The organism is Polaromonas sp. P3_B1, assembly GCF_056402935.1.
Genome location: NZ_JBFUGK010000066.1, coordinates 1 through 13,070, shown reverse-complemented (window position 1 = coordinate 13,070; position 13,070 = coordinate 1). Strand labels below are relative to the sequence as shown.

The 13,070-nt window shown below is 55.8% G+C and carries 12 protein-coding genes and 1 pseudogene; 9 read left to right on the top strand and 4 right to left on the bottom strand.

Annotation, left to right across the window (positions count from 1 at the left end; all coding sequences use genetic code 11):
* Together istA and istB are read left to right on the top strand one after the other, a co-directional pair.
* Nucleotides 1–1,514, top strand: a 1,514-nt coding sequence (gene istA, locus AC1DXS_RS24210; protein WP_477739988.1) for an IS21 family transposase, incomplete at its 5' end; no start/stop codon positions are given.
* On the top strand, nucleotides 1,483–2,295 hold the full coding sequence (gene istB / locus AC1DXS_RS24205) for an IS21-like element helper ATPase IstB (protein ID WP_477739987.1): 813 nt from the start codon (nucleotides 1,483–1,485) through the stop codon (nucleotides 2,293–2,295). The genes istA and istB, both read left to right, overlap by 32 nt.
* Nucleotides 2,296–2,385: 90 nt before the next feature.
* On the opposite strand, the gene AC1DXS_RS24200 is transcribed toward istB, so the two are convergent.
* Nucleotides 2,386–3,300 carry a hypothetical protein gene (locus AC1DXS_RS24200; RefSeq protein ID WP_477739986.1) on the bottom strand — a complete coding sequence of 305 codons (915 nt, stop codon included), beginning with the start codon at nucleotides 3,298–3,300 and terminating at the stop codon, nucleotides 2,386–2,388.
* 280 nt (nucleotides 3,301–3,580) lie between these two features.
* On the opposite strand from AC1DXS_RS24200, the gene AC1DXS_RS24195 reads away from it, so the two are divergent.
* From AC1DXS_RS24195 to AC1DXS_RS24175, 5 genes and pseudogenes are all read left to right on the top strand, one after another.
* Nucleotides 3,581–4,723, top strand: coding sequence for a Kelch repeat-containing protein (locus AC1DXS_RS24195; RefSeq protein WP_477739985.1), 1,143 nt, complete (start codon nucleotides 3,581–3,583; stop codon nucleotides 4,721–4,723).
* Between the two features lie 58 nt (nucleotides 4,724–4,781).
* Nucleotides 4,782–5,870, top strand: coding sequence for a protein NO VEIN domain-containing protein (locus tag AC1DXS_RS24190; RefSeq protein ID WP_477739984.1), 1,089 nt, complete (start codon nucleotides 4,782–4,784; stop codon nucleotides 5,868–5,870).
* 184 nt (nucleotides 5,871–6,054) lie between these two features.
* Complete coding sequence (locus AC1DXS_RS24185) at nucleotides 6,055–6,927, top strand: restriction endonuclease (RefSeq protein ID WP_477739983.1); 873 nt, start codon at nucleotides 6,055–6,057, stop codon at nucleotides 6,925–6,927.
* A gap of 559 nt (nucleotides 6,928–7,486) precedes the next feature.
* A pseudogene (locus AC1DXS_RS24180) lies at nucleotides 7,487–7,591 on the top strand (XRE family transcriptional regulator); the annotation flags it as partial.
* Between the two features lie 37 nt (nucleotides 7,592–7,628).
* A complete protein-coding gene (locus AC1DXS_RS24175) occupies nucleotides 7,629–9,230 on the top strand; it encodes a hypothetical protein (RefSeq protein WP_477739982.1) in 1,602 nt (533 codons plus the stop codon).
* Nucleotides 9,231–9,466: 236 nt separating this feature from the next.
* On the opposite strand, the gene AC1DXS_RS24170 is transcribed toward AC1DXS_RS24175, so the two are convergent.
* Nucleotides 9,467–9,595, bottom strand: a complete 129-nt coding sequence (locus AC1DXS_RS24170; RefSeq protein ID WP_477739981.1) for a hypothetical protein — start codon at nucleotides 9,593–9,595, stop codon at nucleotides 9,467–9,469.
* A 578-nt stretch (nucleotides 9,596–10,173) separates the two neighbouring features.
* Between AC1DXS_RS24170 and AC1DXS_RS24165 the strand changes: the two genes are divergently transcribed.
* Complete coding sequence (locus AC1DXS_RS24165) at nucleotides 10,174–11,217, top strand: DUF4365 domain-containing protein (RefSeq protein ID WP_477739989.1); 1,044 nt, start codon at nucleotides 10,174–10,176, stop codon at nucleotides 11,215–11,217.
* Between the two features lie 174 nt (nucleotides 11,218–11,391).
* Here the strand turns inward: AC1DXS_RS24165 and AC1DXS_RS24160 are convergent, their stop codons facing one another.
* Nucleotides 11,392–11,709 carry a helix-turn-helix domain-containing protein gene (locus tag AC1DXS_RS24160; protein ID WP_477739980.1) on the bottom strand — a complete coding sequence of 106 codons (318 nt, stop codon included), beginning with the start codon at nucleotides 11,707–11,709 and terminating at the stop codon, nucleotides 11,392–11,394.
* A 342-nt stretch (nucleotides 11,710–12,051) separates the two neighbouring features.
* Here AC1DXS_RS24160 and AC1DXS_RS24155 point away from each other — a divergent pair, with 342 nt between their 5' ends.
* Nucleotides 12,052–12,711: a YfbU family protein gene (locus AC1DXS_RS24155; protein WP_477739979.1), complete on the top strand. Its 660-nt coding sequence runs from the start codon at nucleotides 12,052–12,054 to the stop codon at nucleotides 12,709–12,711.
* Nucleotides 12,712–12,808: 97 nt separating this feature from the next.
* On the opposite strand, the gene AC1DXS_RS24150 is transcribed toward AC1DXS_RS24155, so the two are convergent.
* The coding region (locus AC1DXS_RS24150; RefSeq protein WP_477739978.1) for a hypothetical protein at nucleotides 12,809–13,070 on the bottom strand (262 nt) is incomplete at its 5' end.

The following is a 13,070-nucleotide window of genomic DNA, read 5'->3' as shown; positions in this document are numbered from 1 at the left end:
GGCGATGGGCATTGAGGGATCAGATGTCCATCCGCGAGATCTCAAGGCGTACAGGCCTGGCTCGCAACACAGTGAAGAAGCACCTGCGATCGGAAGAGAGCGAGCCCAGCTACCAAAGGCGGGCAACCGCAAGCAAGCTCGATCCCTACGCCGAGAAGCTGGCCACCTGGTTGGTCATCGAGGCAACAAAATCGCGGAAACAGCGGCGCACTTTGAGGCAGATCCACACAGATCTGGTATCCCTCGGGTTCGACGGCTCGTATGGAAGGGTGGCGGCGTTCTACCGGAAATGGTGCGCGGAACGCCAGGAGGCGCTTAAAACTGCCGGCCGCGGCACGTTCATCCCGCTGGTCTTTGGGCCCGGAGAGGCGTTCCAGTTCGACTGGAGCGAGGACTGGGCGATGATCGCCGGCGAGCGCACCAAGCTGCAGGTGGCGCATTTCAAGCTCAGCCATAGCCGGGCTTTCAGCGTCCGGGCCTATCTGCTGCAGACACACGAGATGCTCTTCGACGCCCACAACCACGCCTTTGGCGTGCTGGGCGGCGTTCCAAAGCGCGGCATCTACGACAACATGAAGACGGCGGTGGACAAGGTTCGCAGCGGCAAGGATCGGGACGTCAACGCCCGCTTCAATGCCATGGTGAACCACTACCTCTTCGAGGCCGAGTTCTGCAACCCCGCCTCCGGCTGGGAAAAAGGCCAGATCGAGAAGAACGTCCGTGATTCCCGCCATCGTCTCTGGCAGCCCATGCCGGCCTTCGGCACCTTGATAGAGCTCAATGAATGGCTGGAGATGCGCTGCAAGGCCCTCTGGAAGGAGATCGTGCACGGCAAGCTGCCAGGCACGGTGGCCGACGTGTGGGCTCAGGAAAAGCCCTTCCTGATGCCACCTCCGCCTGCCTTTGATGGCTTCGTCGAGCACACGAAGCGGGTCTCGCCGACCTGTCTCGTGACCCATGAGCGCACCCGTTACAGCGTTCCGGCATCGTTTGCCAACCGGCCTGTAAGTCTTAGGGTTTACGCAGACCGTCTGGTCGTTGCAGCGGAGGGGCGGGTGGTCTGTGAGCACACAAGAATCATCGATCGCCGCCACGACGGGACGGGGCACACCGTCTACGACTGGCGCCACTACCTGGCTGTGCTGCAGCGCAAACCCGGCGCCTTGAGGAATGGCGCCCCATTCACCGAATTCCCGGCGGCCTTCAAGCGGCTGCAGGCATTGCTGCTCAAGAAGGTCGGCGGGGATCGCGAGATGGTGGAAATCCTGGCACTTGTATTGCAGCATGACGAGCAAGCGGTGCTGGCAGCCATAGAGACGTCACTGGACGCTGGAGTCCCAACCAAGACCCATATCCTGAACGTGCTGCACCGCCTGGTGGACGGAAAGACGGCCGTTCCCGAGGTCATCGCCCCTCAGGCACTGAAGCTTGCCAGGGAACCACAGGCCAACGTCGGGCGCTATGACTCGCTTAGAGAGGTCGATGAGGACAAGGAGATGCGCTTTGGCACTTAATTCGTCCTCAAACTCAATCGTAGCCCTTCTGAAAGGGCTCAAGATGCATGGCATGGCCCAGGCGGTAGCCGAGCTGGGTGATCAAGGCGCACCGGCGTTCGAAGCGGCACAGCCGATCCTTGCCCAGCTGCTCAAAGCCGAAACCGCGGAGCGTGAAGTGCGGTCCATGGCTTACCAAATGAAGTTGGCCAGGTTTCCTGCATACCGGGACCTGGCAGGCTTTGACTTCAGCCACAGTGAAGTGAACGAGGCAATGGTGCGCCAGTTGCATCGATGCGAGTTCCTCGACAAGGCTCAAAACATCGTTCTGGTTGGTGGTCCAGGCACCGGAAAGACTCATTTGGCCACTGCGATAGGGGTTCAGGCTATTGAGCATCATCACTTGCGTGTCCGGTTCCTCTCCACGATCGAACTGGTCAACGCTCTGGAGCTTGAGAAGGCCAACGGCCATGCAGGACAGATCGCTCATCGGTTGATGTATGTGGACCTGGTGATCCTGGACGAACTGGGTTACCTACCCTTCAGCGAGTCAGGAGGTGCGCTCCTCTTTCACTTGCTATCCAAGCTCTACGAAAGAACTAGTGTCGTAATTACGACCAATTTGAGCTTTGGAGAATGGGCCAGTGTCTTTGGTGATGCAAAAATGACGACCGCTCTTCTGGATCGACTCACCCACAGATGTCATATCCTTGAGACTGGAAACGACAGCTATCGGTTCAAAAACAGCTCTGCAAAGACTCAGCCCAAAAAGGAGAAAACCAAGAACTTATCCACATCGTGAGCACCTTCTGCTCACAAAGAGTGTGGGTCAATATTCGATGGAAAACTCGGGTCAGACTTCAGTGGAATTCAACAGACGCTTGTCGCCGTTTCAAGCGGTGGTGCTAGTGGCTGACGGCTCAACTTTACCGTTCTGCTGTCGGTATTGTTCGAGTTTGGTTTGAAGTTCGTTCACAAAACTATAAATCAACTCCATCACTTCGAGCACATAAGGTGTTTTAAGAACCACTTCATTTCCGTCTTTATCGCGCCCATTCCTGTGGACGCAGTCGTGCCGGAGTTCGATTGCTTTTTGGAGGCCCGTCCTAACTGCGTTGTTATCGAGAAGCTCGACGCCGAGGGCATCCCTATAAATGGCCTGGACAAGCCCTAGATTGTGATAGAGCACACTTTTGAGATACGCCTTAACCCTGTCTTGCAAAAACGAACTAGATCTCGCGATTTCTGCCAACGTAACCTTCATCTCAACAAGGTGCTTGTGCTTGGTCACTAGGTTGACCACCGCCCTTTCGTCCTCCAAGACAAGCAATAGAAGCGCGTCACCGAGAAACGCTTCGAAGGCACTAATTTGTTGGACAAAAACCATCCGATTGACCATGCCGGCGCTAACAGCCTCCACCTCGACGCCTTGAAGTCCATGTTGTTGGAGAATCGTTTTCGAGGCGTTCTGTGCGCTCAAGAAGTAATCGCCAGGATTCGCCGGCGGATCCTGGTCAACCCAGTCCTCGAAATCATCTTCGGGGGAAAAGAAGGCATAGTCGGCACCTACCCGAGTGTTCGGGTACTCATCCAATTCCACTTGGCATCCCGAAGCGCTATTGCTCACCGTTCCGCTAAATGACGTGTCGCAAGAGGGGCAATGTAGTTCAGTTTCGCCATTAGAGACCAAATCGGAAAACTTCTCACCGGCTCCCCAGTTGGGTTCAGGAACCGAGATTTGACATTCTGCCGGCTTGTGGCACTTCGGGCATTTGAATCGAGCGGTTGTTGTGAGAATCTGCGACATGGTGCTCCCTGAGGTTGAGGCTCTTATGCTATTCGGCTTTGGATCCAAAGCAGACACTTGGTGTCCTACGCCTCAAACACAGAGCTGCTAGAAATTCCTAAGAGGGGTTCTTGCAGTGACTTGCTATCCTCCATTCGGAGGATGCAGCTCCACGGATTACACCGCACACTTCAGTGATGAACGCCGTCAGCGGCAAGACGCCCCGCTAGACAGGATTGTTTCGAACCACAGCAGATTTGAAGAAGTAAGGGGTTTTACATTCTCGTCTAGGGAGGAACAAATGAATAGGCGAAACTTCGTCGGATGGGGCGTGCAAGGCGTTCTGGTGAGCAGTGCCGGCGCCCAGGTGCTTGGCCGCCCCCAGGCCGCACTGCCTGACCAGCAAGCCGCTCGGACCACCAACATCGAGTACGAGGACATTCCCGGCCGTCCTCGATCTTCGGCGGGCTTTGCCCAGCACAACGACTTCGTCTATTGGGTGGGCGGACATCTTGGCGAATTCCACTATTACGACCGCGGGAACATTTCGAGGCAGGCGCACCGCCTCAACTTGAAGACCGGCGAATGGACGCAGATCGCAGATTTTCCGGTGCGGGCCCAAGGATTCCGCATGTGCGGGTATGGGGACGGTATCTTTGCTTTCGGCGGTTTTGTCTACGAAGGCGATGGTGAATGGCCGGTGCGCTCCACGAACATCGTCCGCCGCTACGACATTGGCAAGAACATTTGGGAAGATGCCGCGCGCCTGAGCGCACCACGCTCGTCCAACGTTCTGGGTGTTGTCGGTGACTTGGTCTATCTGATCGGCGGCTGGGACGGCTGGTCAAAGCCGAGCCAAGACGAATCTGATCCGTGGCGCTCCAAGCCTGACACCTTTCACGATACGATCGAGATCTTCGACTTGGCTGCTCGCAAGACGGCTGAAGTGATCCCACTAGGCATTCCCAAGAGAAGAGCGCTCGCTGCGGTGACCCGCGGCTCCGAAATCACCATCGCCGGCGGGCTTGGGCCACGCGGTTTCTGGGACACGCTGACCGAAGTGATGACGTTCGACACCAAGTCGCGCCGCTGGACCAAGCTGTTCGACATGCCGCAGGGCCTGTTTTCTCCCGGTTTGGCGTGGCCCGCGCATATTCCGCTGATCATCGGTGGTCTTTTCGTTGACAAGCAATACAACAGCAAGGAATACAACACCATCGCGACCTTCGATCCGCACGCGGGGGGCGGCTGGAAGGAACTCGCGCACTTGCGGTCAACTCGAACCTTCGCTGAAAGCGCCGTCTACGAAGACAGGTTGGTGGTTTTTGGGGGACACTCCGGAACGTTCCCGACGGCGGAAGTTCAATCGTTCGACGCCAACAACCCCTCCGATGCCAGCCGGCTCAGACGGACGCTGATGCAGCGGATTGACCAAGTGATGTGAGTTGAGTGGTTGCGCACGTGGCGCGGAATACAGAGCAGAACCTAAATGCGAACAGCCCGTGCTCAAGCTAGAGATCACAGCAATCACGTTCGGTGATTGCCTACGATTTCTGTCAGCATTGGCATTCAACCGAGAAACGATGGTGGGCTTGAAACCTCCTTGGTGGCACCGCGATACCGCGGAACGGTACTGGCTTGAGTTCACTGACCGCCTCGATCTCGGGGCCAATCTGCGGGCGCCTCAACTTGACGAGGCGGGACGTGAGAACTGGCGCTACTCGTTGTTCAAGCTTGCCAAAATTGGTGACCTAGTCTTCCATTATCACAAGCCGCACGATGCCTTGGTAGCCGTTTCTCGTGTCGCGGGTGAGTGGCAGCCGAGACCTATCGTATGGGGCGCGCGAGGAACGTTCGCACGCGCCAAGGGCGTTCAGCCTCATGAACGACCAGGCTACGTGGTACCTTTGGCGGATTACACACGTCTTGCTGTTCCGCTACGGCTCGAGGACCTGCGGAAACAAAAGCCAGTGCTTCGGAAAATGATGGAGACATTGCGGCTCCGACACCCTGGTCACGCAATCTATTTTCCGTTCGAGCTCGCAGAGCGTCCCGTGCGGCCGCTTCAAGGCTATGCATTCAAGCTTCCGAAAGAATTCGTGCGCCTGTTTCAGTTGAACGAACTGGCGGCTGTGCTGCAAGATGATTCGCTACGAAATTCGATAGACACTGTGCGGCAGCCTGGTCAAGGCTTCGTGGCGAACACCGAGGTCAGGCTTGTTCTGGAACGCCACGCCATGGCCATCGCTCTGCGTCACTTTCGTAGCCGGGGATTTCGAGTGCGGAATGTGTCGCGCACGCATCCGTATGACGTGCTCGCGGAAAACGGTCACAAAATACTGACGATCGAAGTGAAAGGGACCGCGGGCCGTGGTCATTCAGTCTTCCTGACTCGTAATGAAGTTGAACACGCGCGCCGCGATTCTTCTTCAGCGGTCCTTTTTGTCGTACACGGCATTCAGGTCGCGCAAAATGGAGGCCGGCTGACTGCCTGCGGGGGGCAAGTTCACGTGGAGCTTCCTTGGGTGATCGACGAGGGGCTCTTGGAAGCGCTTCAGTATCGATACACGATGCCAAGTCATCTCACTTGAAACCCGAAGTTACCGCAAATCAGGGTTGTTACCGCCGCATCGAATACCGAGAGAGTCTTGGACTTACGGCATAAATCAGTCCAAGTTAATGTCCGCACCCCCCCTCGGATGAGGCGTAAATGCAATTGACCACCCCCCCCACGCTATAGAATTTCCTCTTGTGCGAGAGAAGGAGTAAAGAAGTATGCCCAACATACGCGCAATCGACGCTGCGTTTGTCGATGACTTGTTTGAGATGGGCAGCGGCTATGTGCTGGACTTCTCTGACCGCACAATGTCTTCGTTCTTCGCCGAAGAACTCAATGTTGACATTGACGACGACGCTTATCGCGTTAATGGCAACTCCAAGGCCAAGCGGCTTCGGTGCTATTTGAACAAAGTAGATATCAATACTTCGGTTAAGACACTGCGGGCCCTGTGGGACTATCGCGAAGCTACGCGTAAGCATCGTGGCCGCGAAGAATGGGTTGCCAACGCGGAAGGCCGCTTTTTTTCGCTGCTTAACCGCATGCAGGGCAAGCTCGACGCAGTCCCCCCCGTCGGAGAGCCGCCAAAGCCGGCATTCGACCGGGCAAAGATGTTGGCTCTAAAACAGCGCTTGATAGAACTTTCAGCGATGGAGCCGCATCCTCGCGGATATGCATTCGAGGCTTGGCTGCGCGATGCGTTCAACTTCTTCGGGCTGGAGGCGCGCGAGCCATTTCGCAACCGAGGGGAGCAAATCGACGGTAGCTTCGTTTTGCAAGGTGAAACCTATCTAATCGAGGCTAAGTGGCAGTCCACGCAAGTTGGTGCCGCGGACCTGCATGGCTTTCAAGGTAAGCTTGAACAAAAGGCCGCATGGGCCCGAGGCTTATTTGTCAGCAACAGCGGCTTCACCGAAGATGGGCTCATCGCCTTCGGCCGCGGAAAGCGGGTCATTTGCATGGATGGACTGGATCTGTTCGACACTCTTGATCGCGAGTTGCCATTGAATCACGCGCTTGATCGTAAAGTGCGTCGCGCCGCTGAAACTGGATTGCCTTTTGAGCGCATCCGCGATCTCTTTTTACGCTGATTTACGTCTCAAGCTAAATGAGGAGCTTGCTACAGCGTGAGCAGGATCCCTAGATGCGCGGCAGGCAGACATAAGCACAATTCAACGCTCAAATAACTGATTCCACGTACTTTGGATGTGTGTGGTGAACCGCCGAAGCCAGGCAGCATGATCACGATATCTGATCAGGCGATGGGAACTTTGGCTTGTGGGGTGATCCCGCGCGCTGTCGTGAATGTGTGGGCTCAAGCGTCTGTAGCGAACTGATAGTCACAGCGGGTTGCAGGCTACGGCTTCGTTCTGGTGATCCCTGTTGTCCAGCCCGAGGGGTCATTCCATAAGTGGGTCAAATTTCGACGGAATTCAGCATCGTTCTGAGATCGCAAGCCGGTGCAGCCCATGTCTCTGGCTCTTCTTTATGTGACTTATTACCAAGCCAATTGACTTGATCTGCTTCTGTGCTTGGGAGTACTGTTGAACCCCGTCGAAATCTGACCCACTTAGCGCAGTAATTTCCATCCAAAACAGACCCACGTAGGCACTACCCTGCTTGTTTTAAAAGTAGGGGAAATTAGGAGCGATAGACGTGGCGACATTGAATGTCATCAGGCGTTAGGCATTGTGGGATCAGATGTCCATCCGCGAGATATCGAGGCGTACAGGCCTGGCTCGCAATACAGTGAAGAGCCTTGGCTGATTGTTAACCGGGATAGGAGATTTCGATGCATGTTCCTCGCTTGAAAGCGATCGCCGGCTTCTGGCTTCTCATGCTGGGAAGTGTCGTGACCGCCTGGGAAATTGATTTCGGCCGCCTCGGCAAGGCCAAGGGGGATGACGTCAAGGTCGATCCTCCGAAGGTCGATCTACCCAATCTCCCTGATCCGACGAAGAAGGAATTCTGGGAAAAGCCGGGCAACTACGTGCTTCCCGGGGCGTTTCTATTTCCGGGCGTTCAGGGTGCCGCTACTCAGGCGGTGGAGCAGATTGGCAATGGAGTCCTGATAACGGCAAAGACGGCTGCGAACGATACCATCAGGACTCTGATCAATGCGCAGGGGGACGTCATCACGACGATCGAGAGGGCAGGCAGCGACACCGTCCACTCGCTCGAGAAGGCAAGCAAGGACGCAACCGCCACCTATCTCAAGGCTTGGAAGGACTCTGCCGAGCAGGCCCGACGAAGCCTCAACGACGGAGCTGAAGCAGCCACTGCAATCAAGCGATATCAAGAACGAGAGTTGGAGGGGAAGATCAAGGCAGCCAACAATGCAGCACGACGCGCGAATGAAGGAAAGTTTCTCGATGCTGCCTGGCACACTAGCACGGAGCCCATGCAGGCCACGGAAGAGAACTACTTTAAGGCGACGCAGGAAAGTTCATTGATCAACGCAGCAGGCCAGGCGGCGGCGACAACGTACGGTGGGCCAGGCGGTGCCGCTGCTTATGCGGCCTGGTATACGTACCGCACCACTGGTGACCCAGAAATGGCGATCCGAGCAGGTGTTGTCGCTGCCATAACCAGTCAGGGGGGCTCCGCCGTGACGGATCTACCTTCCGGTACGACCACCGAAATCATCAAGAAGACAGCGGTAGCCGGTGCTGTCGGCGGGCTGGCCGTTGCGGCCGCGGGTGGCGACGAGCAAGCTGTGACCGAGGCGTTCTTGCGATCTGGAGGCGCGGTGCTGGTCCAGAGTGGCTCGGAAAATTTCAAGATGCACAATCCGAAGGCAGCCGACGCGATTCAAACAGTTCACTGTTTGTCGACGCGCGACATGGACTGTCTATCCAAGACGACATACGTGAAAGACGCCAAGGGCAAGATCCTGTACGACGAAAAGGGGACGCCGCGATTCGAAAAGTACATTCCCAAGAGTATCGCCAAGTGGACCAAGCCCGACCCGACCGCGCCCGAGTCGAGGCAAGTCGCCTTCATTACCAAAGTGGCTAAATTGGGTACCTCCGGAGAAATTCCCGTTTTCAAGGGGAAATGGGTCATAACTTCGAACTTCGGAGTCAAAGATCAAATCCCTGACGGCGAACCAAGCGTTGTCCTGACTTACGCCGGTGCTGATCCTCCCTTCATTTTTCGCAATGATTACGAATACGCAGACCAAGTGACGAGCTACACCTGCAAGCTCGGAGCCTCGATACGGCGCATCAGCGTTACTCGCAAGGGCAATGCTTGTCAGGCGTTGTACTACCGTGACGGCGAGACGCAGACAGTATTTTCTTCGCCAAGCCATCCCGAAAAGTGTCCAGCGGCTGCCGTCGTGTTCGTCAAGACCACGATGAAGGAAATTGGAGCTTCCTGTACCCCCACGTAGCTCGCTAAGGCTGGCTTGGCAGTCCTATCCAAGCGACATACTGCTTTTCGAACAGGGGCCTCGGGGCTTTTCTTGCAGTACCTGTGCCCAATCCTCATCCTCATGTCGATCCCGTTGAGCTTTAACGATGGGTAGCTCATCCCGAATGGTCTGGATGAGTTCGACCACTTGGTCATCTGCCAGGCCGGTGGTGTTGACCATGGCGCGGTAATAGAAGGTGCTGCGCGGTAGTTCAATCACTTGGCACCCCCGCCGGACGGAGCAGGCTTGGGGCCGGTGATGATGCAGGAGTTCTCGTTGTCGCTCGCGAGGCGCAGGCGCGGAGTTTTTTTGACCAGCTCCAGCTCCATCGTGAGCTGCCTCACCTTTCGCTCCAGCGCAGCGATCTTGGTTTCGTACTCGGCGATGGCGTCTGCCTCGGCTTCCTCGGTATTGAGCTCACCACGATCGAACTGGGTTAGCCCCAGCTGGATGAGATTGGCGGACAGCGTGTACTTTTTTGCGCGTCACGGCGCCCGAGTACCCCTGAACGAATGTCGCTACACAGTTGCAGCTTGAACTGCGCCGTATGCCTGCGATATAGACCTCTTGATGACATGAGCCTCTCCATTTATGAGGCCCAGCAAGCGTATCAGTTCATCTATTTCCGGTGGTCCAGTCCGAGGGGTTCACTCCATAAGCGCAGTAATTTCCATCCAAAACTGACCCACGTAGGCACTACCCTGATTGTTTTAAAAGCAGAAGAAAATTAGGAGTGATAGACGTGGCGACATTGAATGTCATCAGATGTTGGGCATTGCGGGATCAGATGAACACGGTTTAGAGCATTGATCCGTCGGGATGTCACGTCTTACGCATCGTGCACGCTTTTTGTAAGCACCCGACTATGATCTCGAACACGTCCTGGAATCGTGCTCGGTGATTCCTTTAAAGGAGAGTTGAGATTACATCCGAATCCAATCGCACATCTGCGGCGAGCCTCGCGTTTGTCCAAGGCGTGGCCGCCTCATGGGGGTGGTCGTGGCAGCCAATGTCTCAGGACATTGATGATGGCCTTGACGGAGTCCTTTTTGTGCGAAATAAAGTCATCGATCCGGCGCGTCCGCAAGACCGGCGAAAGTGGACCCACCGTTTGGCAGGCACAGCAATCCTGTTGCAGGTGAAAGGTGGCGAGACTCAGGTTAGCAGCGAGACAGATGACTACGTCCGGGTCAAGGTCGCGGATCTGGCGAAGCACAAGTCCGACTGGCTGAGATCTCCGATACCCTGCGCTCTCGTGTATGTGGAGCCTGTAGAGCAGGGGAAAACGCCCAAGAGGGCGTGGTGGGTGAATCTGCAGAATGAAAGTGTCTATGTGGCCGACACGCTGGTTGAAGTACCCAAGAAGAACAGATTTCAGCCTGGCTTAGAGTGTCTGGGGCGCTTCTCAAAGATCGTGAAGCGTCAGCAACTCGGTATGCAACTGAGTGAGATCAGAATCGGAGAAAACCTGGACGCGAAGCATCGTGTTACCGGGCTGCATGCCAATGGATTGAAGTGGGAGGCATGGCGCTTCTATAAGGCTTGGCAGGAACGAGGAGCCACGCATCGGAGCCTGGGTCCAATAACGATTAATCGTACTGGATGGTCACATTTAACTCGACGTGGCCGTACGGTTCACAGGATCGCGAATAGCCTGTTGTTGCTTCCGGCTGCGGCCAAGGCCATCGAAGAAGTAGAGAGTTGGGAGTATCTTCGACGGCTCCCACCTCCGCAAGAGAGTGCTTCAAACGAACCGCGATCAGTCGTTGATTACTTGGGAATTAGAGCCAAGGTGATAAACAGATGGCGTGGCCCGACGGAGATCATGGTGGTTCTTCGGCGCCGAACTAGTTATCAATTTGCCCCTGTGGTTGAGTCCCAAGACACCCCGCAGCTCATTGAGCGGCCGACCGTTCAGCTATGGTTCCATTCGGTGTACGAGCTTCGGCGGTCTCAAAGAAGTTGAGATCGATGACCGCATCAAAGACTGATCCTGACACGATTTACATCGCCGGCCAGAGCGTCGCCGCTCTGTCTTACATGTGTGCGACCATCGATCCCGTTCAATCTTAACGCTTCGGCTGAGATCTGATGCAGTGCTAGGCGAATCCATCAAGCGCAGTTAGCGCTACTTCGCTTCTCAGCCGATAGGTGCCCGCGACTTGTGCGGCGACCCCGCGCGCTGCCGCTGCCGTTTGGATTTGAGCATCTGTAGCGGGCTGATAGTCACTAGGGGTTGCAGGCTATCCAGCCACGACTGCCTGCCCAAGGCGCGCACAACGGCTACGAAGGTTGAAACCGTCGCACCTTGGCCGAGCTCGAGGCGTCTCAATGCGGTAACTGCCACTCCAGCTTCTTTGGCCAGGATAGCTTGGCTGACGTTGCTTCGCACCCTGGCAGCGCGAAGCTGTTCGCCAAGTTCTGCTTCCAATTCTGCGCCGGTTCGATGGTCATTCATTTCCGCCTATTATCAGGCGAAAGATGGTTGTTTACGAATTAATCGCCCGAATTAGGGTGATTAATTGCAATCAACCAGGCTACTGCAGGGTTCGTAGTGTCGAACATATTTGACTTTATGTTGCCTAGTATTTTGAGCAATACCGAGCTGGGCAACTGATGATTAGGCTAGATCGCTTGGTTTGCTGTACAGCAAATCAAGCGATTTCTGTACAAGAAGCCGGGGGTAAAAGTTGGACCTTGCGCAGATTTCCGTTGTGCCGTACATTTGTACGTAATGCCGGTAAATATCCGGTTAACCGGAGATTTGTACATGGTGCGAACTGAGCGATTTGAATTGCGGTTGGACGACGACCTGCTGCAGCGTGTGGATGAATGGATGGAGAGTACTGGTCAAGCCAGCTCTCGCTCCGACGCCTTGCGCCAGTTGGTGGACATCGGGCTGGGCACGATAACGGGCAAGAGCATTCATCTCACCGATGGTGACAAGCTCAATTTCATGGTCCTGCGAGATATCGTCAAGCACCTGAAAATCAAGGACGCCGAGACGAATGTCGACTTCGTGGCCGAGACGGTCTATGGGGGGCATTACTGGGCGCCCACCTGGGAGATGCAGGGCGTATTCCACAAGCACGCGGACCGCCCAGCTGATGTCACTTTGGTGGTCAATACGCTGGACATGTGGGACTTCGTCGAGGGATGCATCGAGAAGCTGTCTCAGGAAGACATTGAGAAGCTCAAGGCTTTCAACCACGGTTACGTGCCGAAGTTTCACGGCTTCGACGGCAATAACGAGAGCACGCTGATGAGCATCGCGCGATTCTTGGTGGAGAAGATGGACCGGTTTTCGCGGTTCAAGAAGCGGGACTTCAACTCGCACGCTCCGACGGCGGCACGCTATCGCCGAATGACCACGGCCTTCGAGCCCATCCGAGCCACTCTGGGCTTCGGCCGCGATATGGGCGTCGACCAGATCATCGAGCTGCTTAAGGTTGAGCGTTGAGCCAAGGGGGTGCGGATAAATGCTTGGACTGGTTGATGCCGACTGAACTTGCGCTCGGTCGGTATGCATACGCGTCACGTTTGGACTTCTTGTGGCCTCACAGGAACCGCGATCGCAATCTAGCCATGATCCAGTCGAACTCGACTTTGCCAAGCTCCCATCCCTTACGCCTGATGCCGACATCGACTTCATCCAATAGCCTGGTCAAAGTCAGATCGTGGCGTTCAATGCGCTTCCTCTCGGTGTAGCCGGTCAGTTGCGCTACAAGATCTATGCACATGAGGTACCGTCCACGGCGTTCCTCTTCAGTCAGGCCAACGACATAGCGGCCATCGACCTCACGTGCAACAACTTTCGGC